This window comes from Streptomyces sp. NPDC048560 (assembly GCF_040650955.1).
Taxonomy (GTDB): Bacteria; Actinomycetota; Actinomycetes; order Streptomycetales; family Streptomycetaceae; genus Streptomyces.
In genome coordinates this window covers 1-21571 of sequence record NZ_JBEZIJ010000010.1, presented here as the reverse complement: position 1 = coordinate 21571, position 21571 = coordinate 1, and the positions used below count along the sequence as shown (strand labels likewise).

Here is a 21571-nt window from a genome sequence, read left to right as displayed (position 1 = left end):
CGCGACCGGCCCCGGAGCGCCGGAGAGGCCCCGCGGCTCCAGGCCGCGGGGCCCTCTCGCAGGCGACTCGCGCACGACGGGGTCAGTCCTCGTCGGCGAGAATCAGGTAGAGCTTCTTACGGGCCTCGTTGATGACGGCGAGCGCCTTCTGCCGCTGCTCGGCCGAACCGGTCTTCCAGACCTGGCCGTACGCCTCCATCAGACCGAAGCCGGCCTGCCGGATCTCGTTGACGCTCTCCCAGTCGACGCCGCGCCCGGCCTCCTCCCACGGGGCGTCGGGGCCGGACTCGGCCTCGGTGCGCCCGGCGTCGGTGAGCGTGAACAGCTTCTTGCCGCCCTCGCTCTCGCTGACGATCAGACCCTCGTCCTCCAGCAGCTGAAGGGTCGGATAGACGGAACCGGGACTGGGCCGCCAGGCCCCTCCGCTCCGCTCGCCGATCTCCTGGATCATCTCGTACCCGTGCATCGGCCGGTCCTTGAGCAGCGCCAGGATCGAGGCACGCACATCACCGCGCCGCGCCCTCCCCCTGCCGCCGCCCCGGCCGCGCCCGCCACCGAAGGGGCCACCGCCGAAGGGCGGACCGAACGGACCGAAGGCCGCCCGCCTCCCCTCGAAGTCACCCTGACCGCGATGACCGGGCCCGCAGTGCCCATGCCCGTGCTCATTGCCGTGTCCATGTGAACGCATCGCTACGCTCCTTCCATCGTTGATCTGTCGCGATGCTTCAACGATATATCGGTACGTGTCGCTTAGCAATCCTCTTCCCGACGCACCCTGTCCGGCCCCGGGCCGAAGCCCCTCGCGGTCCGCACCGCTGTGCGCGGGCCGCCCCGCCGTACGGTCCACCTGCCGTGAATTGGCCTTGGCCCGCGCCTCTCCGCCGGGCCTACGGTCGCCGCATGAGGATTCGCATCGTCGACGCGTTCACCGACCGCCCCTTCGCAGGCAACCCCGCAGGAGTCCTTCTCCTGGACTCCGGCGGTTTCCCGGACGACACCTGGCTCCAGCAGGTCGCAGCCGAGGTCAACCTCTCCGAGACCGCGTTCGCCCACCCGCTGCCGCCGGGCGGCGATGCCGACTGGGCACTGCGCTGGTTCACCCCCCTCACCGAGGTCGACATGTGCGGGCACGCCACCCTCGCCACGGCTCACGTCCTGCACACCTCGGGCACCGCGAGCGGAGAGGTGCGCTTCGCGGCACGCTGCGGGATCCTCACAGCCACCACCCACCGGGACGGCACCCTCACCCTCGACTTCCCGACCGCGCCGCTGACGCCCGTCACCGCTCCGCCCGGCCTGGCGAAGGCCCTCGGCGCCGAGCCCGTCACCGTCCTCGACACCGGGGCGCACATCGGCGACCTGCTGATCGAACTCGCGGACGAGGAGGCCGTGCGCGCGCTGGCGCCCGACTTCCCAGGACTCGCCGCGTGCTCGCGCCGAGGAATCATCGCCACCGCGGCCGCCCGGAACGCCTCGCTCGGCTACGACTTCGTCTCGCGCGGGTTCTTCCCCCGGGTCGGCATCGACGAGGACCCGGTGACCGGCAGCGCTCACACCGCCCTCGCGCCGTTCTGGTCGGCTCGGCTCGGCCGGGACGACCTCACCGGTCTCCAGTGCTCGGCCCGCAGCGGCCTCGTCCGCACCTCCGTGCGCGGTGACCGCACCCTGCTGTCCGGCACCGCCGTCACCGTCATCGACGGCGAGCTGCTCACCGCCCCGTGACAAGCGGAAGGGGCGTACGAGTCATCCGTACGCCCCTTCGCTCCGGCCGGCCGCTCACGGCGTGGGCAGCCAGCCCACCTCCCCGGCGAGCAGCGCGTATCCCACGAACGCCCCGATATCGAGCAGCGCGTGGGCGACGACCAGCGGTCCGACCCGCCCCCAGCGCTGGTACAGCAGCGCGAAGACGACGCCCATCACCATGTTCCCGATGAACCCGCCGATGCCCTGGTACAGGTGGTACGAACCCCGCAGCACCGAACTCGCCACCAGAGCGGCCATCGGCGTCCAGCCCAACTGCCCCAGTCTGCGGAGCAGATAACCGACGACGATCACCTCCTCCAGTACGGAGTTCTGGATCGCGGAGAGAATCAGCACGGGGAACTTCCACCAGACGTCCGGCAGCGCCTCCGGCACCACCGTCAGATTGAATCCGGTGGCCCGCGCCGCCAGGTAGAAGGCCAGACCGGCACTGCCGATGCCCGCGGCGATCAGGGTGCCCCGGCCGAGGTCGAACCCGGGCCGCGTACGGTCGAAACCGATCGCACGCAGGTTCGCCCCCTCCCGCATCAGGAGGTGCGCCACGAGAGCGACAGGGACCAGCGCCGAGGCGATACCGAACAGTTGCCAGGCGAGATCAAGCCAGGGTCGCCCCGGCGCGTACGAACCGTTCAGCGTGGCCGCCTGGTCCGCGAGTCCCCCCGGCTTCGTCAGCGAGCCGACGAAGCTGATGAGCGCGGACACCCCGCTGGCACCGAGCGACAGCGCCAGAACGAGCACCGTCTCGGACCGCAGGATCCGTCGCCGCACGTCCTCCTGGGGGTAAATCTCAGCCACACTCCCCGCCTCCACCTGTACACCTGCCCGTTGTTGTGCATTCACGTCTCATACCACCCACCGCCCCGCTAGGGTCTCGAATGCAGGTACGAAGATCATGCTGGACCTGCCGGGGGACAACCACCATTGGTGATGGTGTGGTCCCCCTTTTTCCTTGTTCATCCTCAAGGAGGGGCACCACCGACATGGGACGTCACAGCTTGCCCGACGCCTGCACGACGGAGGATCCCGGGGACGCCCCTTCCCGGCGCCGCCGCACCGTAGCCATCGCCACGATGCTCGTGCTCACGGTGGCGGCGGGAACGGCGGCCGCCGCGCAGGGCGGCCTGCTGTCCTTCTCCGAGTCCTGCGAGGACTCGGAGATTCGCCTGACCATGGCCGCCTCCCCCGACATCGCCCCCGCCGCGCGTGCCGTCGCCGACCAGGCACGCGAGGACGAGGTGAAGTCGGACGGCCACTGCCTGTACGTCGAGGTGGTGGCCCGCGACTCCTACAAGGTCGCGGGCGCGCTGGCGGGAGGCGACGAGACCCCGGACTACGAGGTCTGGCTGCCCGACTCGGAGCTCTGGCTGGACCGCGCCAAGGGGAACGGCGACGGTGTTCCCGTCGCTCCCGGAGACTCCGTGGCCTCCTCCCCCGTCGCCCTCGCCGTGGTGCCGTCGGCGTCGAAAGCACTCGGCTGGCCCCACAAGACGTACACCTGGGCCGAGTTGGTCTCCACCGTCATGCGGTCGGACACCGTACGCCTCGGCGCCGCGGACCCCGCGCGCAGCGCAACCGGACTGCTGGCGCTGGCGAGCATCGGGGCGTCCTCCGACGAACAGGGCGGCGACAGCGGCACCCGGGTCGCCGAGGCCGCCAAGGTCCTGGCCCAGCGGATGACGGACGGTGACTCCCACGTGCTGGAGACGCTGGCGCTCGACGGATCGGGCGCCGAGGCGGGCAATCCCAGACGGAACCAAGCCGTGCTGCTCTCGGAGCAGGCGGCCTTCACGCACAACGCGGACCGGGCCGGCGGCGAAGAGGTCGACCTCTTCTATCCGAAGGACGGCACTCCGCTGCTCAACTACCCCTACGCCCTGGTCAACGAACCGGAACTGACCACGGCCGAGAGCAGGGCGGCCCTGCGGTTCATGACGCTGCTCAGGAGCGAGGGGTCCCGGCGCATCCTGGCGCAGCGCGGCTTCCGGTCCGCGGACGGCACGGCCGGCACGAAGGTCGTCGCGTCGGCCGGCGGCAGGAAGCCCCAGCCGTACACCACTTCGGCCGCCGCTCCCCCTTCTGCGGCCGCGTTGCAGGAGACGCTCGGACTGTGGACGATCACCGTGCAGAGCGCACGGCTGACCACGGTCGTCGACGCGTCCGGTTCCATGGCCACGGCCGTACCGGGCCGTGGCCAGTCACGGATGGACGTGACGAAGGCGTCCCTCATCCAGGCGCTCACACAGTTCACCCCCAATGACGAGATCGGCCTCTGGGAGTTCGCGACCACGCTGGACGGCGCCAAGGACTACCGCAAGCTCATGCCGACGCGCCGGCTGGGCGACCCGGCGAAGGGCGGTGGCACGCACCGGGAGGCGCTCTCCGCCGCCTTCGCCGCGCTCCAGCCCGTACCGAACGGTGCCACAGGCCTGTACGACACGACGCTGGCCGCGTACGAGGAGGCGCTGTCGACGTACGTGAAGGGCAAGTTCAACGCGCTGGTGATCCTCACGGACGGATCCAACCAGGACCTCCGCAGCATCTCCCGCAGCGGCCTGATCAGCCGGCTCGAAGAGCTCGTGGACCCGCAGCGCCCCGTCCCGATCATCGCCATCGCCGTCGGCCCCGACGCCGACCGCCAGGAGGTGACCGAGATAGCCGAGGTGACCGGTGGCGGTGGCTACCAGGTCAACGACCCGGCCGAGATCCAGGCCGTGATCCTTCAGGCGATCATGACGGCGGGGCAGAGCGGTCAGGCGGCGGGCGAGTAGCCAGTGGCGAGCCGTCGCGGGGCCCTGGCTCCCCCGCACCCGGCCACCCGTCCCGCTTCCCCGTGCCTGGTCTCCCCCGCGCTCCAGAGGCCACGTCGCTCAGGGCGCCGGGAAGCCCACCGGCCAGGTGTGGACGGGCTCGCCCGCGTGCATCAGCTCGCCGTAACGGCGGGTGGTGGCTGCCAGCGCGGCGTCCCGTCCGAGTCCCGCGGCCAGAGCCCGGTGGTAGGTGTCGACCTGCCAGGACGCGCCGTTGGCCCGCCGCTTGCACCGCTCCTCGATGACGCCGAGGTAGAGGTCGCGGTCCACGGGTTCGATGTTCCACGCGTCGAGCCCGGCGGCCGCCAGCGGCAGCAGCTCGTCGCGTACGAGCTTGACCGCGGGCACCTTGGTGACCCCGCCCGAACGGCCCGGGCGCGGCCAGAGCAGCTCGGCGTCGATGCCGTGGCGACAGGCGGCGTCGAAGTTCTCGGCGGCCGCGGCGAACGGCAGCCTGCTCCACACCGGCCGCGGTTCCTCGGCGAGCGCACGCACGAGCCCGTAGTAGAAGGCTGCGTTGGCGATGACGTCGGTGACGGTGGGGCCGGCCGGCAGGACCCGGTTCTCCACCCGCAGGTGGGGGACGCCGCCCGCCATGCCGTAGACCGGCCGGTTCCAGCGGTAGACCGTCCCGTTGTGCAGGACGAGCTCCGCCAGTTGCGGCACTCCGCCCTCGTCGAGCACGCGCAGCGGGTCCTCGTCGTCGCGGATGGGCAGCAGCGGCGGGAAGTAGCGCAGGTTCTCCTCGAAGAGTTCGTAGGCGGAGCTGATCCAGCGCTCTCCGAACCACGTCCTCGGCCGGACTCCCTGGTTGCGGAACTCCGGCGGCCTGACGTCCGTGGACTGCTGGAACAGGGGTGGACGGGACTCACGCCACAGTTCCTTGCCGAAGAGGAAGGGCGCGTTGGCCCCCAGCGCGATCTGGACGGAGGCGATGGCCTGCGCCGCGTTCCAGACGTCGGCGAATCGGTCCGGCGTCACCTGGAGGTGCAACTGGACCGAGGTGCACGCCGATTCGGGAGCGATCGACGGGGAGGTACACACGAGTCGCTCGACGCCCTCGATATCGAGTGCGAAATTCTCGCCCCGCGCCGCCACCATTTGGTCGTTGAGCAGCGTGTAGCGGTCCACCTGCGAAAGGTTCGCCGAGACCACGTCCTCCCGGCCGAGGGTCGGCAGGATACCGATCATCATGATCCCGGCGTCGACCTCGGCCGCCTTGCGGTGGGCATAGGCGAGCCCCGTCCGCAGCTCCTCGGCGAGCTGGTCGAAAACGCGTCCGCTCAGCCGGTGCGGAACGATGTTTACTTCGAGGTTGAACATCCCGAGTTCGGTCTGGAAATCCTTGCTCGCGATGCGCTGGAGCACCTCGCCATTCCGCATCCGCGGCATACCGTCCGCACCCGCGAGATTCAGCTCTATCTCCAGGCCCATGAGATTCCGGGGACGCTCGAACCTCCGCTCGGCCAGCAGCCTCCCCAGCCCCTCCAGGCACTGGTTGAGCTTCTCGCGGTACGCCTGCCGGTCCGACAGGTCAAAGACGCCCGCCACGACCTTCTCGCCCATCGCAGCGTCCTTCCTAGATTGACCGGCCTGCGGCCCAGGCCGTCGTATCAGGATCGATAATGCCCAGAGGAAGTGATCGATAACGCCCCCATCGCCCCCAGGTACCAGATAGTCTGGTGACGGAAGCCGGGGGCACATTCCATGGGCATGGACAGCCGGCACATTCCGCAGCCGGACGCGTGGTGAATGCGCCGACGAGTTTCAGCCTACCGCCGTATCGGGTAAGCCCCTGGCGGAGGAAGTCCCGGCGGGCCCGAATCGCCAGAAACTCCGCATTCCGAAGTCCTGATACCGCCTTGCGGACCTTTTGGGAAACGGCTAGCGGAAACACCACGCGAACACGTGTCGTATAAACTCCGCGAACGAGGCAGAGAGTTGACGCACAGGCCCGTTAATCGGCCGTCCTCTGGCCCCGGCACGCCGACAGCGCCGTCTGCAACCCGCCCACGCACCACCGTGTCTCCGAAGTGAGAGGCGACCCACCATGCCGCTGCATGTACCCCAGGCTCCCGCGCCCGCATTGCGCAGCGTTCTCACGGCACTCGGTTCTCCTACCGCAGTCCGTGAGGCCCGCACGCCCGCTCTCCGGTCCGTCCAGGGACCGCTGAGCCCCGAACTCCCGCTGCCCGTCCACGTACTGCACCGGATCACCCCGGACGAGACAGCACCCCGCACCCGCCTCGCCGGCTGGCGTTTCATGATCCGCAGCGGGGACCGCGCCGTCGCTGCCGCGGACACCATGCTGACCGCCGACGGGTGGGCCTTCTCGCACTTCTTCGAGGGCCCGTACATCGCTTCCACCGAGCTGGCCGTCCGGCAGGCCGAGGCGGCACCGGCCGCCTACCAGCCGCGCCTGCTGTCGATCCCCGGTCTCTACATGCTGACGCTGTGGCTGCACGGCGACACCGAGGCCGACCCGGCCGGCGGCGTACTCGCCCCGACCGACGTACTCGTACCCCTGGCACCCGCACCTCCGGGTATCGCGGCCCACCGCCCGCACGCCGTCGCCGATCTGCTGCCCGTGATGACGCTGCGCATTCCTCCCGGCCCCCTGCTCGGCTCCCCGGCCTGACCAGCTCCACCGCGCCCCCGCCGTAGCGCCCCGGATCCCGGGTCACCACGGTGGGGGCGCACTCGTGCGCGTCCGGCCTAGTCCGTACGGGCCACCCCGAACCACCCGAAAGGACAGTGGAGTTGCGTTGAACCGCCCGGCCGGGTGATGCGTCATTAGAGGAGTACGAGCGCTGCCGCGAAATCCCTGCGGATTGACGCCGGTAGGGCAACACTGGGACCGGACCGACTGATACGGGGGCGGCCATGAACACACCGTCAAGCCGCAGGACACTCAACTCAACGCAGCGAAAGAACCCAGCCATGTGCCAGCACCAGCCACCCTGCCCGTCCGCCGACTCCGCCGACCGGGAGGCCGCGCGCCTCACGGCACATCATCCGGAGCAGGGCTGGAGTCTCCTGTGCAACGGCGTCCTGCTCTTCGAGGACACCGGCGAGCTGTTGCCGGACGGGCAGATCATCGCACCGCACCGGCCGCTGGCAACCGGCCGGATCATGAAAGCCGCCTGACAGCCGCTGTACGAACTGGGGCCGGCCGGAGAAGTCTCCGCACCGGCCCCGACGCATGTCCGCGTCACGTCCTACCGCTCACGTGCCTCAGTTGTCGTACTCGTCCAGCGGAGGGCAGGAGCAGACGAGGTTCCGGTCACCGAATGCACCGTCGATCCGGCGCACCGGCGGCCAGTACTTGTCGGCTGCGGAGACACCGGCCGGGAAGACCGCCTCCTCGCGGCTGTAGCCGTGCTCCCACTCGCCACCGAGCGCCGCGGCGGTGTGCGGGGCGTTGCCCAGCGGGTTGTCCTGCGCGCTCCACTCACCGGAAGCGACCTTCTCGATCTCGCCGCGGATGGCGATCATCGTGTCGCAGAAACGGTCGAGCTCAGCGAGGTTCTCGCTCTCCGTGGGCTCGATCATCAGTGTGCCGGCCACCGGGAAGGACATGGTCGGCGAGTGGAAGCCGTAGTCGATCAGGCGCTTGGCCACGTCGTCGATGCTGACCCCGGTGGCCTTGGAGATCGGCCGCAGGTCGACGATGCACTCGTGCGCGACCAGTCCGGCCGGGCCGTTGTACAGGATCGGGTAGTGCGGCTCCAGGCGCTTGGCGATGTAGTTGGCGGCGAGCACGGCGACCTGCGTGGCGCGCTTCAGGCCCTCTCCGCCCATCAGGCGCACATACGCCCAGGAGATGGGCAGGATGCCCGCCGAGCCCCAGGGAGCGGCCGAGATCGGCCCCACACCGGTCTCCGGGCCCGCGGCGGGCTGGAGCGGGTGGTTCGGGAGGTAGGGCGCGAGGTGTGCGCGCACACCGACCGGGCCGACGCCCGGACCGCCGCCGCCGTGCGGGATGCAGAAGGTCTTGTGCAGGTTCAGGTGCGAGACGTCGCCGCCGAACTTGCCGGGCTTCGCCAGACCGACCAGCGCGTTGAGGTTGGCGCCGTCGACGTACACCTGGCCGCCCGCGTCGTGGACCTCGCCGCAGATGTCGGCGACGTGCTCCTCGAAGACACCGTGCGTCGAGGGGTACGTGATCATGAGCACGGCGAGCTCGTCGCGGTGCTTCTCGATCTTCGCGCGCAGGTCCACGACGTCGACCTCGCCGTCATCGGCGGTCTTCACCACGACGACCTTCATGCCGGCCATCACGGCGCTCGCGGCGTTGGTGCCGTGCGCGGACGAGGGGATCAGGCACACCGTGCGCTGGTCGTCGCCGTTGGCACGGTGGTAGGCGCGGACCGCCAGCAGACCGGCGAACTCACCCTGCGAGCCGGCGTTCGGCTGGATGGAGACGGCGTCGTAGCCGGTGACCTCGGCGAGGCGCTCCTCCAGCTCGCGGATCAGGGTCAGGTAGCCCTCGGCCTGCTCGGCGGGCGCGAACGGGTGCAGCGCGCCGAACTCCGGCCAGGTGATCGACTCCATCTCCGTGGTCGCGTTCAGCTTCATGGTGCAGGAGCCGAGCGGGATCATGCCGCGGTCCAGCGCGTAGTCGCGGTCGGCCAGCTTGCGCAGGTAGCGCAGCATCGCCGTCTCGGAACGGTGCTGGTGGAACACGGGGTGCGTCAGGATCGAGTCGGTCCGCAGCAGCCCCTCGGGCAGGGTGTCGGCGGCGGCCGCGTCCAGCGCCTCGATGTCGCCCTCGGCGCCGAAGGCGGCCCAGACGGCGGCGATCTGCGAACGGGTCGTGGTCTCGTCACAGGCGAGGGAGACCAAGTCGCCGTCGACGAGCCGGAGGTTCACTCCACGCTCACGGGCCTCCGCGACGATCCCGGCGGCCTTGCCGGGGACCCGCACGGTGATCGTGTCGAAGTAGGAGCCGTGCACCACGTCGGCACCGGCGGCGCGCAGGCCCTCGGCGAGGATCGTGGCGTAGCGGTGGGTGCGCAGCGCGATCGTCCGCAGCCCGTCGGGGCCGTGGTAGACGGCGTACATCCCGGCCATCACGGCGAGGAGCACCTGCGCGGTACAGATGTTGCTGGTGGCCTTCTCGCGGCGGATGTGCTGCTCGCGGGTCTGGAGGGCCAGGCGGTACGCCTTGTTGCCGTCCGCGTCCACGGAGACGCCGACCAGGCGGCCGGGCAGGGATCGGGCGAACTTCTCACGTACGGCCATGAAGCCCGCGTGCGGTCCGCCGAAGCCCATGGGCACACCGAAGCGCTGCGTGGTGCCGACCGCGATGTCCGCGCCCAGTTCGCCGGGCGAGGTGAGCAGGGTCAGGGCCAGCAGGTCGGCGGCGACGGTGACGATCGCACCGAGCTCGTGGGCCTGCTCGATGACGGGCTTGATGTCCCGGACGGCTCCGGAGGCACCCGGGTACTGGAGCAGCACGCCGAAGACACCGCGTTCGGCGACGTCCGCGGGAATGCCCGCGCCCAGGTCGGCCACGACGACCTCGACACCGGTCGGCTCGGCACGCGTCTCTATCACCGCGATGGTCTGCGGCAGGGTGTCGGCGTCCACGAGGAAGACGCCGTTCCTGACCTTGCCGACGCGCCGCGCCAGCGCCATCGCCTCGGCGGCAGCGGTGCCCTCGTCGAGCAGGGAGGCGCCCGAGGTCGGCAGTCCGGTCAGCTCGGCGACCATGGTCTGGAAGTTGAGGAGCGCCTCGAGGCGGCCCTGGGAGATCTCCGGCTGGTACGGGGTGTACGCCGTGTACCAGGCCGGGTTCTCCATGACGTTGCGGAGGATCACCGGCGGGGTGAAGGTGCCGTAGTAGCCGAGCCCGATCATCGGGGCCAGCACCTGGTTGCGGTCCGCGAGGGAGCGCAGCTCGGCCAGTACCTCGGCCTCGGTGCGGGCGGCGGGGAGCCGGAGCGCCTCGGTGCTCCTGATCACGTCGGGCACCGCGGCGGCGGTGAGTTCGTCGAGGGAGCCGTAGCCGACCTGGGCGAGCATCTTCGCCTGGGCCTCGCCATCGGGCCCGATGTGGCGCTGCTCGAAGGGAATGCCCTGCTCCAGCTGGGAGAGCGGAGTGCGACGGGGGGTCATGATGGAGGCCTCCTGGTCTGTCACGACCTGCGAGGGGCACCACGGCGTGGCTGCCCGAACGGCCTCCCCCTCTGTCATCTCGACCTGAGAGCTTCACCGGCCGCCCAGGGGCGAGCCGGCTTTCACCGTCGGTGAGGAAGGGTCCCGTGCCGGCATGTGCCCGTACGGGTCCCGTCCTGCTTTCCAGAGTGACCTCAACCGTGCGGTACGGGGGCCTGAGAGATTCCGGGGAGGATTTGCTCCTTCGGCGCCTCCGGTCTGTTCACCGGAGGACTCTCCCGCACGGGGTCAGCAGCCACTGCCAGCGTACCAGCGGGCACAGACGCGCCGTCTCGACTGGCCGCCGCCCCCGATCTGCACTTTCGTGGTGCTTGTGGAGTAATGGGGGGACCACCCTCAGTTGTTGCGACCAGTGGGAGGCACCGTGCAGACCGATATCGATCCGCGCAGCCTGATCGGCCGCAAGGCATTCGACCGCAAGGGCGCCAAGATCGGAACGGTGGATGAGGTCTATCTCGACGACGCTACCGGTGTGCCCGAGTGGGCGGCCGTCCGTACCGGGCTCTTCAGCAGGGACGCCTTCGTTCCGCTGGAGCCGAGCGAATTCGTCGAGGACTCGCTGCGCGTCCCCTTCGACCGCGCCTTGATCAAGGACGCGCCGGACTTCGGCGTCGGACGGCATCTCTCTCCGGAGCAGGAGCTGCAGCTCTACCGCCACTACGGTCTGGACTCGCCTCCTGAGGAACCGGCCCCCGACCGCGACTTCGGCAGGCTGGCGGGCCAGGAGGAGTAGTCCACGGGGTCCTTCACGAGCGGCAGCGGCTCCGCAGGCCGGAGCTCCGGGTCGTCGACGCGGAAGGTGCGCACCCGGCCCGGGGCGTCGCCCGGTTCCTCGAAGCGCACGGTCACCCGCCCGACGCCGCTGCCCTGGACCCATCCGTGGCCGTAGGTCTCGTGCCGTACGTCATGCCCCGAGGGCCAGCGTCGTGCGGAAAGCTGCTCAGGAGTCTCCTCAGCGGCCTCCTCCGCCCCTTCCGCTGCCTCCTCCGCCCCACCGGCCGCCTCGGCCGCCCCGACGTCCGAGGCGGCGCTGAGCGCGTCGGCGGCCTGGGCGAACAGATCCTCCTGGGTGTAGTCGGCCAGCCCCGTGACGCCCACTCCGAGCAGCCGTACGCCCCCGGTGGTGTCGACGGCCTCCAGCAGCCGCGCGGCGGCCTCCCTGATCACGGTGGGGTCGTCCGTCGGGCCCCGTAGCGTCTCGGAGCGGGTGAGCGTGGAGAAGTCGTAGCGCCGCACCTTCAGCACGACGGTCCGCCCCGACCTCTCCGCGGCGCGCAGCCGCCGCACGCAGCGCTCCGCGAGCCGTTCCACCTCGGTCCTGACGCGCACCCGGTCGTGCAGGTCGACGTCGAAGGTGTCCTCGACCGACACCGACTTGGCATCGCGTTCCGCCACCACGGGACGGTCGTCGTACCCGAGAGCCATCACGTGCAGCGAGGCCCCGTGCGCCTTTCCGAGCAGCCGTACGAGCTCCGCCTCACCGGCATCGGCCAGGTCACGGACGGTGGTCATACCGGCCCGTCGCAGATGGTCTCCGGTGGCCGGCCCGACGCCCGGCAGGATGCGCACGGACATGGGCGCCAGCAGCTCCCTCTCGGTGCCCGGTTCGATCAGTACGAGCCCGTCGGGCTTGGCCTCCTCGGAGGCGATCTTGGCGATCATCTTCGACCCGGCGAGACCGACGGAACCGGTGAGTCCGGTGACGGCCCTGATCGCCGTGCGCAGCTGCTCGCCGATCTCGCGGGCCGAGGCGGCGTCGTCGGCGACCCCGCCGGCCTCCAGGTCGACGAACGCCTCGTCCAGGCTGAGCGGCTCCACGAGGGGCGACAGCCGGCCCAGGAGCCCCATCACCTGGTCGCTCACCGTCCGGTACAGGGTGAAGCGCGGCACGAGGTAGGCGGCGTTGGGGGCGAGCCTGCGGGCCTGGGCCATCGGCATCGCCGAATGGACCCCGAAGCGCCGTGCCTCGTACGACGCGGTGGCCACGACCCCGCGCGGCCCGAGCCCGCCCACGACCACCGGTTTCCCGCGCAGGCTGGGCTTCGCCGCCTGCTCCGCGGAGGCGTAGAAGGCATCCATGTCCAGATGCAGGATGGTGGGCGCGGCTCTCACATCAGTCGATGCTGCCCTATGCCACTGACAATCGGCCTGCCCGGCGCCCCTGCGGGACCGGGCAGTCCCTCCGCTCACACGGCACGGTTGCGCCGCCTGGCCAGTTCGTCGGTGGGGTTGTTGCCGATCAGTGTCTCGCCCGTGTCGACCCGTTCGCCGTGCAGCTGGGACAGGGCCGCGTCCACGTCCCGCCAGACGACGCCGACGGCGATGCCGAAGACGCCTTGGCCGCCCTGCAGGAGCTTCACGACCTCGTCGGGCGATGAGCACTCGTAGACCGTCGCGCCGTCGCTCATCAGCGTCATGCGCTCCAGATCCTGGAATCCCCGGGCCCTCAGATGCTGGACCGTGCTGCGGATGTTCTGCAGAGCGACGCCCGTGTCCAGGAATCGCTTCACGATCTTGAGGAGGACTACGTCCCGGAAACTGTAGAGACGCTGGGTCCCCGACCCGTACGCCGGGCGCACACTCGGCTCGACCAGCCCCGTGCGCGCCCAGTAGTCGAGTTGCCGATAGGTGATGCCCGCCGCCGCACACGCGGTCGGGCCGCGGTAGCCGATATCGCCCACCGCCGTTACGCCGTCCGCCGCCACCACCGGTTGAACCGGCTGCCGAATGGTGTGGTCGGCTGCCCTGCCCTGCTGCGGATACGGCCCGCCCGCCACCGTACCGTCGCCGCTGCTTCTCACGCCGACCTCCGTCCTTGACCTGCCATCTCGAAGGTAGGCAGTCACTCGGGGTGCGTCAACGATCGCCACACTCGGCACGCCGAGTGATAATCACCCAGAGGGTGGTTTCCCGTGACTCGCCAACGGGAACGGCTTGTCGGATGCGCTGACAGCACCCCTGAGGGACGGTCACTGACTGTTGGTATCGAAATCCTCCGGCGAGATCTGGTCGAGGAACTCGCGGAACTTCTCCACCTCGTCCTCCTGCTCGTCAGGGATCGCGATCCCCGCGTCGTCCAGCACTCCGTCACTGCCGTAGATCGGCGTGCCGGTGCGCAGGGCGAGCGCTATGGCGTCGGACGGCCGCGCGCTCACCTCGACTCCGCTCGCGAAGACCAGCTCCGCGTAGAAGACCCCTTCGCGGAGGTCCGTGATACGGACCTCCGTGAGCTCTTGGCCGACGGCCTCGAGCACATCCTTGAAGAGATCATGGGTCAGGGGCCTGGCCGGAGCCATGCCCTGCTGGGCGAAGGCGATCGCTGTCGCCTCGCCGGGACCGATCCAAATGGGGAGGTACCGGTCGCCTCCCACTTCACGCAGGAGCACGATCGGTTGATTGGAGGGCATTTCCACCCGGACACCCACAACGTCGAGCTCGTTCACACAGCAACCCTAGGACGTGCTCGCCATGTTTGGGTAGTCGGGCTCCGCCGAGGGTCAGTGCAGCCGGATGCCGAGGGCCGTCTGAACGAGCGCGGAGTGCAGCCGTACGGAGAGCTCCGCCAGCTCCTTCGCGGTGGCCTCGGCATGTGCCCTGGTCTGCGGATTCCTGTGCCGGCGCAGGGGTGCGACCACCTGCTCGACGAGCCCCGCCTCCCGGTCCGCAGCAGCGCGCATGGCACGCAGGTGACGGGGTTCCAGTCCGAATCGACCCAGATCCGCCACAAGTCTTGCCACGGTGACCATCTCGGCGTCGTACGCGCCCTCGGGAGTGGTCGAGATCAGCCCGTAGGACTCCCACTCGTCGAGCTGGTCCTCGGTGACCTCCGCGGCGGCGAGGAGCTCGGACCGCCCGACCCTGGCCGCTGTCGCGCGGCCGGGATCGGCGTCCCAGGGCCCGTCGCCGGGATCACGCTGTCCCCCGGCGGGCAGGGCTACGTCCTCACCCCGGGCCAGGGCGTCCAGATGGCCCCTGATGACCTTGAGGGGAAGGTAGTGGTCCCGCTGCATCCGCAGGACCTGAGCCAGCCGCTCGACATCGGCGGCGCTGAACTTCCGGTATCCGGAAGGGGTCCGCTGCGGCTCGATCAGCCCTTCGGTCTCCAGGAACCGGATCTTGGAGATGGTGACTTCGGGAAACTCGTCGCGCAGCCGGAGGAGCACCGTACCGATGCTCATCGCTCGCTCGTCCGCAGCGGCGGTGCCGTGACCGGCACCGCCCGTGGATGTTCGCACCATGGACCTTCCTGCGGGTCCCCCGGACACGGTCCGGGGGAGGGTCACACGCCCCGCTGGCTCGCGTAGAAGACCAGCCGGTACTTGCCGATCTGGACCTCGTCGCCGTTGGTCAGCGGAACGGAATCAATGCGCTCACGGTTGACATACGTGCCGTTGAGGCTGCCTACGTCCCCGACCGTGAAACTGCCGTCGGGGTTCCTGCGGAATTCCACGTGCCGCCTCGACACGGTCACGTCGTCGAGGAAGATGTCGCTCTGCGGGTGACGGCCGGCCGTCGTCAGGTCGCTGTCCAGCAGGAAGCGGCTGCCCGAGTTCGGGCCCCTGCGCACCACCAGCAGTGCGGAACCCGCCGGGAGCGCGTCGACGGCGGCCTGGGCCTCCGGCGACAGGGACGGGAGCATGGTCTGCCCCGTCGCCTCCGCCTCGTACGCCTCGAGACCGGAGATCGAGATGGTCGACGTCGTCTCCGAAGCACGCTCCGGCACTCCGCCCCTGAGCGGAGCGCCGCAGTTGGAACAGAATCGGCTGGCCTCGGCGTTGCGATGCCCGCACCTGGAGCAAACCGGCATGGAGGACCCCTCCGGGGCGTGGGCAAACCCTCCACCCGCACTTGAGGTTGATGGATCACCGAAACCTATGCGCCCGGCACCGGCAGGGTCAACGGACGACGCGCCGTGCGCGCCCGAAATGTCACCGGCGGAACCGGGCACCTCGTCACGGAAGAGCGGGCGGTCCACGCCCTGCTCCTCACCCTGGCCAGACCGCGGAGCGCGGTGGCGGGCAGCGCTGCTGTCCTCGCGTGCACTCTTTCCGAACAACTTCGCAAACAACTTCACGGGCGTTTCCCCTTGACCGACATAGACCCGCCCGTGGGGCAGGACGAACCCTGAATGAACACACCTGCCGACTCGGACATCTTCACAACGTCCGTATCCACTCGACAGTTTCCACCACGCGTCACGAATACGATGCGCCGACCCCCCGGAACCTCTTGCCCGTGTCCCCCGACGCCCATGCGCCCAGGCTTCACTGGGGTGACGACCGAGCGTAGTCAGGCCGCTCCGCCGGTCGCAAGGCGTCCACGACGATGTCGTCGGCACGCGCCACCTGGGCGGTGGCCTGCTCCTTCTCCAGCGTCTGCACGACCCCGCCGGGGATGTTCAGCGCGGGCTCGAGGTCCTGCGGCTTACCGATGACCTTGAACTCGTACGGTGGCGCGATCTCGCGGCCGTCGACCTCGATCGCCCCGCCCGTACCGGAGAAGTACGTACTGGCGACCACGCGTACCCCGTCGACCTCGATCGCCTCGGCGCCGGCTGCCCGCAGCTCCTGGATGGCGTCGAGCAGCATGTCGGGCTCGACGGCGCCGCTCGGGTCGCTGATCGTGAGCGTGATGCCGGGGCCGTGCGCCGCCACGGTGCCCGCGAGGATGCCGAGCTGCCGCTCCTTCTCGAGTGTCTGCTTCCGTGCCTCTTCGGCCTGGTCGGAGCTGTTCTCGAGCTCGGTGCGCTGATCGTCGAGCCGCTGTTTCTCGTCCTCCAGACGCTGGGTCCTGTCGTCGACCTCGTCGAGGATGCGGACCAGGTCCTCCTGGCGGGCACCGCGCAGCGCGCTGTCGTCACTGTTCGACCTGACCTGGATGGCCAGCCCGAGTCCGAGCACGAACAGCAGGAGGGCGACGATGAGTTGGGCGCGGCTCACCCGCGGCGGCCAGAGGCCCGCGAGCAGCCGCTGGCGCCCGGACAGCGCCGTGGGTGCGGGTGCGTCGACCGGCTGCTCGCCGGTGCGCTCCTCGCCGTTGGGAGTTGCTTCGTTACTCATCGGCCTCAAGCCCGGAAGACGTGCCGGCGGATCGCGGCGGCGTTGGAGAAGATCCGGATGCCGAGCACCACCACCACACCGGTGGAGAGCTGGGCCCCGACGCCCAGTTTGTCGCCGAGGAACACGATCAGGGCGGCCACCACCACGTTGGAGAGGAAGGAGACCACGAAGACCTTGTCCACGAAGATTCCGTCCAGCATGGCCCGCAGGCCACCGAACACGGCGTCGAGCGCGGCCACGACGGCGATCGGCAGGTAGGGCTCGACCACCGCCGGTACCTCGGGCCGGACCAACAGGCCGACCACGACTCCCACGACGAGGCCCAGTACGGCGATCACGATGTGCCCTTCCCTGTTTCTGCCGCACCACTGCCGGTGTCTGCGGCCTTCGGCTCTGCTGTACGCACGATCAGGCTGGGCGCAGCGGGCAGGCGCACCTTCTCCTGATCGGAAATGCTGGTACGGATGTCGAAACTCTCCTGGAGCGCGTGGAGATACTGACCGTCAGCACTGTCCTGGAACGCTGTGCTCAGCCGCTTGCCGTCCCCCACCGCGAGCACGGTGTACGGCGGTACGAGCGGTCTGTTGTCGACCAGTATGGCGTCGCCCGCCGCACGGATCGCCGAAAGGGCGGTCAGCCGCTGCCCGTTGATGGCGACCGCCTCGGCGCCGGACTGCCAGAGGCCGTTGACGACGCGTTGCATGTCCCGGTCCCGGACCCGCCCGGTGTCGGCGAAGCCCGTGGACTCACGCGGGCCGCCGCCCCCCTGGTCGGTGTCCTCGGCGTCGTCGACGACGAGCTTCACCCCGGGTCCTTCGACCGCGGTCGCTCCGGAGAGCAGCGCCACCAGTTCGCCCTGGTCGCCGCCGTGCTGTTCGAGCGCCTTGCGCTGACGCTCGCCCACGTCGGTGCGGAGCTCGTCGACGTCGGATTCGAGGGCATCGGCCGCGCTGGTCTCCGCGTCGATGCGGTCGATGAGCTCTTCGCGCTCCTTGGCCACCACGGGGGCCGAGATCCGCGCTTCCGCGGCACCGAGAGTCACCACGAGGGCGGCCAGGACGAGACCTGCGGCGAGGCCGAGCTTGGACCTGAGCGTACGGGGCAGGCCCGCGCTCCCGTCGGCCTTACGGCGTGCGGAGGCCTCGGCGTAACCCTCGTCGAGGCTGTGGTCCATCACGTTGGTCAGCAGCGACATGGACGCGTCGGGGCGCACAGGCGGAGAGGCGGTGCTCCGATCGGGGGACTGCTGCGACATGCCGCACATCGTCGCACGTCACCACTGCTACCGCCGAATGGCCCCACCCGGTGCACCGGGAGCCGCCGCTGCGGCGGCTCCCGGTGCACCGCGCCGGCTCAGTCGCCGGCGCTGTCCACGATGGCCGACCACTCGTCGAGCAGCGCCTGCGACGACGCGTCGTCGGGGCCTTCCGCCCACAGGTGGGTGACCGCTTCGGCCGGGTCGGGCAGCACCATCACCCAGCGCCCGTCGGCCTCGACGACGCGCACCCCGTCCGTGGTGTCCACGTCACGCTCCCCCGCTGCCTCCACGACGCGGCGCATGACGAGCCCCTTGACCGCCCAGGGCGTCGCCAGGTCACGGCGCAGCACGTGGGCGCGGGGAATGCGGGCGTCGATCTGGCTGAGGGTGAGCTGGGTCCTCGCCACCAGGGCGAGCAGCCGGACGAACGCCGCCGAGCCGTCGAAGACGCTGCTGAATTCGGGAACGATGAACCCGCCGCGCCCGTCTCCACCGAAGATGGTGTTCTCTTCGCGTCCCACCCGGGTCAGGTCGTCCGGCGATGTGGTCGTCCACTCGACCTGCGTGCCGTGGTACGCCGCCACCTGCTCCGCGACTCGTGTGGTCGTCACGGGCAGAGCCACCCGTCCACTGCGCCGCTCCGCGGCCACGAGGTCGAGCATGACCAGCAGTGCCCGGTCGTCCTCGATGATCCGGCCCAGCTCGTCGACGAGGGAGAGGCGCTCACCCACGGGGTCGAACCTCACCCCGAAGGCAGCCCGCGCGGAGGAGACGATCTCCCCGAGCCGCACGAGTCCCGCCCGTCTCGTCTCGGCGGTCTCGGTCGGCCTGGACTCGTCGAGCCCGGGGTTGATGGTCAGCGCGTCGACACCGAGGCGTCCGAGCAGGCTGGGCAGCACGAGCCCCGCGCTGCCGTTGGAGGCGTCGACGACGACCTTGAGGTTCGCGTCGGCGATACCGCTCGTGTCGACGTTACGGAGCAGAGAGCCCGTGTACGAGTCGAAGACGCTGGACGGGAAGTGCAGGTCACCGATCTCGCCGGGGAAGGCCCTGCGGTACTCCTGGCGGGCGTAGACCCGGTCCAGCTTGCGCTGGAGCGCCTGGGAGAGGTCCGCACCCCGTTCGTCGAAGAACATGATGTCGACCGAATCGGGAACACCGGGGGACGTACGGATCATGATGCCGCCGGCACTGCCCCGTGCCGTCTGCTGACGGGCCACGGGCAGGGGAACGTTCTCCAGGTCCCTGACATCGATCGCGCTCGTCTGCAGGGCCGAGATGACGGCTCTCTTCAGCGCTCGGGCGCCACGGGAGTGGTCACGTGCCGTCGTGACCGTCGCCCCCTTCTTGAGAGTGGTGGCGTAGGCACCCGCGAGCCGTACGGCGAGCTCCGGGGTGATCTCGACGTTCAGGATGCCGGATACACCACGGGCGCCGAACAGATGGGCCTGTCCGCGCGACTCCCAGATGACCGAGGTGTTGACGAAGGCGCCGGCCTCGATCGTCTTGAACGGGTAGACCCGCACATTGCCCTGGATGATCGATTCCTCGCCGACCAGACACTCGTCGCCGATGACCGCACCGTCCTCGATGCGGGCGGCCCGCATGATGTCGGTGTTCTTCCCGATCACGCAGCCGCGCAGATTGCTGTGCTGGCCGATGTAGACGTTGTCGTGCACCACCGCCCTGTGCAGGAACGCACCGGACTTGACGACGACGTTGGACCCCACCACGGTGTGCTCACGCAGCTCGACGTCCGCCTCGATCTTGGCGTAGTCACCGATGTACAGCGGTCCCCGCAGGACGGCGTCGGGGTGCACCTCGGCGCCCTCGGCCACCCATACGCCCGGGGAGATCTCGAAACCGTCGAGTTCGACGTCGACCTTCCGCTCCAGGACGTCGGCCTGGGCCTTCACATAACTCTCGTGCGTACCCACGTCCTCCCAGTAGCCCTCGGCGACATAGCCGTAGATCGGCTTGCCTTCCTTCATGAGCTGCGGGAAGACGTCTCCGGACCAGTCCACGGAGGTGTCCGCCTGGACGTAGTTGAAGACCTCGGGCTCCATCACGTAGATGCCCGTGTTGACGGTGTCCGAGAAGACCTGCCCCCAGGTGGGCTTCTCCAGGAATCGTTCGACCTGTCCCTCTTCGTCCACGATCGTGATACCGAATTCCAGAGGATTCGGTACCCGCGTCAGACACACGGTGACAAGCCCGCCCTTCGCCTTGTGGAAGGCGATGAGGTCGGTGAGGTCGAAATCGGTGAGCGCGTCACCGGAGATGACGAGAAATGTGTCGTCCTTGAGGGCTTCCTCGGCGTTCTTCACGCTCCCCGCTGTGCCGAGTGGCTTCTCCTCATTGGCGTAGGTGAGTTCCATCCCGAGCTCTTCGCCGTCGCCGAAGTAGTTCTTGACGAGAGAGGCGAGGAACTGGACGGTTACGACGGTCTCATTGAGCCCATGCCGCTTGAGTAGCCGCAGTACGTGCTCCATGATGGGCCGATTGGCCACGGGCAGTAGCGGCTTGGGCATGCTTGAGGTCATGGGGCGAAGGCGAGTGCCTTCACCACCAGCCATCACGACGGCCTTCATGTCGGAAACGTCCTCCTTGAAGAGACGACGGTCTAGCCGACTTCGCCCGTCGGGGCATCATCCAGACATCAGGTGCGGCCGGCAACGCTGCGCGGCACTGCATCAACGAGTTCAATCGGCTACTACATCCGCCTTGACGAGCCGGCGGACCTGGACCACGTATAGAATCCCTGCCCACCAGTAGAGCGTTGTACCCCATCCGGCGAACGCCCATCCGAAAATGGCGGCCAACGTAGCCAGCCAACCACTTCCGTCACTGAGCAGCAACAAGGGGAAGGCGTACATCAGGTTGAACGTTGCAGCCTTCCCCAAGAAGTTGACCTGCGGGGGCGGATAGCCGTGCCGGCGGAGGATAGCGACCATCACCAGCAGCATGAGCTCGCGTGCCAGCAGTGCGGCGGTGAGCCAGAGCGGGAGGATCTCCCGCCAGGTCAGGCCGATGAGGGTCGTAAGAATGTAGAGACGGTCGGCCGCGGGGTCCAGGAGCCGCCCGAGGCTGCTGATCTGGTTCCACCGGCGGGCGAGCTTTCCGTCGAGGTAGTCACTGACGCCGCTGAACATCAGCACCAGCAGGGCCCAGCCGTCGCTCTCGGGACCGCCGAACTCGGGGCGAAGAATCAGCCACAGGAAGAGCGGGACCCCGGCAAGGCGAGCCATGCTGAGGATGTTGGGGATGGTGAGGACCCGGTCCGTCTGAACCCGAGTCTCCTGGACCTCCACCCGGGGGCCTCCTGTGAAGAATGTGCCAATGATGCCCCCTGACCTTACCTTCAGCCACCGCGCAGCGGTGCACGGGGGTAGGTACGACGGGAGGGCTCTGAACGCAGAAAAGCCCCGTACCTTGCGGTACGGGGCTTTCCCGGAATAATTGTTCGGCGGCGTCCTACTCTCCCACAGGGTCCCCCCTGCAGTACC

The 21571-nt window shown here is 69.3% G+C and carries 19 protein-coding genes and 1 riboswitch; of the genes, 5 read left to right on the top strand and 14 right to left on the bottom strand.

Annotation, left to right across the window (positions count from 1 at the left end; all coding sequences use genetic code 11):
• Window positions 1-82 precede the first annotated feature (82 nt).
• Window positions 83-688 (bottom strand): PadR family transcriptional regulator, encoded by a 606-nt coding sequence (locus tag AB0C82_RS25300; protein WP_362846010.1) that lies wholly within the window; start codon window positions 686-688, stop codon window positions 83-85.
• A gap of 212 nt (window positions 689-900) precedes the next feature.
• Here AB0C82_RS25300 and AB0C82_RS25295 point away from each other — a divergent pair, with 212 nt between their 5' ends.
• A complete protein-coding gene (locus AB0C82_RS25295; RefSeq protein WP_362846008.1) occupies window positions 901-1722 on the top strand; it encodes a PhzF family phenazine biosynthesis protein in 822 nt (273 codons plus the stop codon).
• 54 nt (window positions 1723-1776) lie between these two features.
• Here AB0C82_RS25295 and AB0C82_RS25290 read toward each other — a convergent pair whose 3' ends face one another.
• Window positions 1777-2556, bottom strand: coding sequence for a CPBP family intramembrane glutamic endopeptidase (locus tag AB0C82_RS25290; protein WP_362846006.1), 780 nt, complete (start codon window positions 2554-2556; stop codon window positions 1777-1779).
• 185 nt (window positions 2557-2741) lie between these two features.
• On the opposite strand from AB0C82_RS25290, the gene AB0C82_RS25285 reads away from it, so the two are divergent.
• Window positions 2742-4529 carry a substrate-binding and VWA domain-containing protein gene (locus AB0C82_RS25285; RefSeq protein ID WP_362846004.1) on the top strand — a complete coding sequence of 596 codons (1788 nt, stop codon included), beginning with the start codon at window positions 2742-2744 and terminating at the stop codon, window positions 4527-4529.
• 99 nt (window positions 4530-4628) lie between these two features.
• On the opposite strand, the gene AB0C82_RS25280 is transcribed toward AB0C82_RS25285, so the two are convergent.
• On the bottom strand, window positions 4629-6134 hold the full coding sequence (locus AB0C82_RS25280) for a glutamate--cysteine ligase (RefSeq protein WP_362846002.1): 1506 nt from the start codon (window positions 6132-6134) through the stop codon (window positions 4629-4631).
• Window positions 6135-6618: 484 nt separating this feature from the next.
• Between AB0C82_RS25280 and AB0C82_RS25275 the strand changes: the two genes are divergently transcribed.
• Together AB0C82_RS25275 and AB0C82_RS25270 are read left to right on the top strand one after the other, a co-directional pair.
• Complete coding sequence (locus AB0C82_RS25275; protein WP_362846000.1) at window positions 6619-7206, top strand: hypothetical protein; 588 nt, start codon at window positions 6619-6621, stop codon at window positions 7204-7206.
• Window positions 7207-7508: 302 nt separating this feature from the next.
• Window positions 7509-7715 carry a DUF5999 family protein gene (locus AB0C82_RS25270; protein ID WP_362845998.1) on the top strand — a complete coding sequence of 69 codons (207 nt, stop codon included), beginning with the start codon at window positions 7509-7511 and terminating at the stop codon, window positions 7713-7715.
• Between the two features lie 87 nt (window positions 7716-7802).
• On the opposite strand, the gene gcvP is transcribed toward AB0C82_RS25270, so the two are convergent.
• Window positions 7803-10688: an aminomethyl-transferring glycine dehydrogenase gene (gene gcvP / locus AB0C82_RS25265; RefSeq protein ID WP_362845996.1), complete on the bottom strand. Its 2886-nt coding sequence runs from the start codon at window positions 10686-10688 to the stop codon at window positions 7803-7805.
• Window positions 10689-10881: 193 nt separating this feature from the next.
• Window positions 10882-10979: riboswitch (glycine riboswitch) on the bottom strand.
• Window positions 10980-11112: 133 nt separating this feature from the next.
• On the opposite strand from gcvP, the gene AB0C82_RS25260 reads away from it, so the two are divergent.
• Entirely contained in the window at window positions 11113-11481 is a 369-nt protein-coding gene (locus AB0C82_RS25260) for a PRC-barrel domain-containing protein (RefSeq protein WP_362845994.1), read from the top strand.
• On the opposite strand, the gene AB0C82_RS25255 is transcribed toward AB0C82_RS25260, so the two are convergent.
• The 10 genes from AB0C82_RS25255 to AB0C82_RS25210 all read right to left on the bottom strand — a co-directional run bounded on the left by AB0C82_RS25255 (window position 11406) and on the right by AB0C82_RS25210 (window position 21376).
• Entirely contained in the window at window positions 11406-12860 is a 1455-nt protein-coding gene (locus tag AB0C82_RS25255; protein WP_362845992.1) for a DNA polymerase IV, read from the bottom strand. The genes AB0C82_RS25260 and AB0C82_RS25255 overlap by 76 nt on opposite strands.
• Before the next feature lie 74 nt (window positions 12861-12934).
• Window positions 12935-13549 (bottom strand): MerR family transcriptional regulator, encoded by a 615-nt coding sequence (locus AB0C82_RS25250; RefSeq protein WP_362845990.1) that lies wholly within the window; start codon window positions 13547-13549, stop codon window positions 12935-12937.
• 168 nt (window positions 13550-13717) lie between these two features.
• The gene (locus tag AB0C82_RS25245; RefSeq protein WP_014044725.1) at window positions 13718-14191 is read right to left on the bottom strand and encodes a bifunctional nuclease family protein; all 474 of its coding nucleotides are present in this window, start codon (window positions 14189-14191) and stop codon (window positions 13718-13720) included.
• A gap of 54 nt (window positions 14192-14245) precedes the next feature.
• Window positions 14246-14986, bottom strand: a complete 741-nt coding sequence (locus AB0C82_RS25240) for a MerR family transcriptional regulator (RefSeq protein WP_362845988.1) — start codon at window positions 14984-14986, stop codon at window positions 14246-14248.
• A 41-nt stretch (window positions 14987-15027) separates the two neighbouring features.
• Window positions 15028-15822 carry an FHA domain-containing protein gene (locus AB0C82_RS25235; RefSeq protein WP_362845986.1) on the bottom strand — a complete coding sequence of 265 codons (795 nt, stop codon included), beginning with the start codon at window positions 15820-15822 and terminating at the stop codon, window positions 15028-15030.
• Window positions 15823-16012: 190 nt separating this feature from the next.
• Window positions 16013-16807, bottom strand: coding sequence for a DUF881 domain-containing protein (locus tag AB0C82_RS25230; RefSeq protein ID WP_362845984.1), 795 nt, complete (start codon window positions 16805-16807; stop codon window positions 16013-16015).
• Window positions 16808-16812: 5 nt separating this feature from the next.
• Window positions 16813-17145, bottom strand: a complete 333-nt coding sequence (locus tag AB0C82_RS25225) for a small basic family protein (protein ID WP_003970459.1) — start codon at window positions 17143-17145, stop codon at window positions 16813-16815.
• Window positions 17142-18062, bottom strand: a complete 921-nt coding sequence (locus AB0C82_RS25220; RefSeq protein ID WP_362845982.1) for a DUF881 domain-containing protein — start codon at window positions 18060-18062, stop codon at window positions 17142-17144. The genes AB0C82_RS25225 and AB0C82_RS25220 overlap by 4 nt, the downstream gene beginning before the upstream one ends.
• 98 nt (window positions 18063-18160) lie before the next feature.
• The gene (locus AB0C82_RS25215) at window positions 18161-20656 is read right to left on the bottom strand and encodes a mannose-1-phosphate guanyltransferase (RefSeq protein WP_362845980.1); all 2496 of its coding nucleotides are present in this window, start codon (window positions 20654-20656) and stop codon (window positions 18161-18163) included.
• A 111-nt stretch (window positions 20657-20767) separates the two neighbouring features.
• Window positions 20768-21376: a CDP-alcohol phosphatidyltransferase family protein gene (locus AB0C82_RS25210; RefSeq protein ID WP_362845978.1), complete on the bottom strand. Its 609-nt coding sequence runs from the start codon at window positions 21374-21376 to the stop codon at window positions 20768-20770.
• Window positions 21377-21571 lie beyond the last annotated feature (195 nt).

Excerpts from the sequence above, each read along its gene's own strand:
- AB0C82_RS25300 (WP_362846010.1), bottom strand. The coding sequence starts at position 688 with ATGCGTTCACATGGACACGGCAATGAGCACGGGCATGGGCACTGCGGG.
- AB0C82_RS25295 (WP_362846008.1), top strand. The coding sequence starts at position 901 with ATGAGGATTCGCATCGTCGACGCGTTCACCGACCGCCCCTTCGCAGGC.
- AB0C82_RS25285 (WP_362846004.1), top strand. The coding sequence starts at position 2,742 with ATGGGACGTCACAGCTTGCCCGACGCCTGCACGACGGAGGATCCCGGG.
- AB0C82_RS25280 (WP_362846002.1), bottom strand. The coding sequence starts at position 6,134 with ATGGGCGAGAAGGTCGTGGCGGGCGTCTTTGACCTGTCGGACCGGCAG.
- AB0C82_RS25275 (WP_362846000.1), top strand. The coding sequence starts at position 6,619 with ATGCCGCTGCATGTACCCCAGGCTCCCGCGCCCGCATTGCGCAGCGTT.
- AB0C82_RS25270 (WP_362845998.1), top strand. The coding sequence starts at position 7,509 with ATGTGCCAGCACCAGCCACCCTGCCCGTCCGCCGACTCCGCCGACCGG.
- gcvP (WP_362845996.1), bottom strand. The coding sequence starts at position 10,688 with ATGACCCCCCGTCGCACTCCGCTCTCCCAGCTGGAGCAGGGCATTCCC.
- AB0C82_RS25240 (WP_362845988.1), bottom strand. The coding sequence starts at position 14,986 with ATGGTGCGAACATCCACGGGCGGTGCCGGTCACGGCACCGCCGCTGCG.
- AB0C82_RS25230 (WP_362845984.1), bottom strand. The coding sequence starts at position 16,807 with ATGAGTAACGAAGCAACTCCCAACGGCGAGGAGCGCACCGGCGAGCAG.
- AB0C82_RS25220 (WP_362845982.1), bottom strand. The coding sequence starts at position 18,062 with ATGTCGCAGCAGTCCCCCGATCGGAGCACCGCCTCTCCGCCTGTGCGC.
- AB0C82_RS25215 (WP_362845980.1), bottom strand. The coding sequence starts at position 20,656 with ATGAAGGCCGTCGTGATGGCTGGTGGTGAAGGCACTCGCCTTCGCCCC.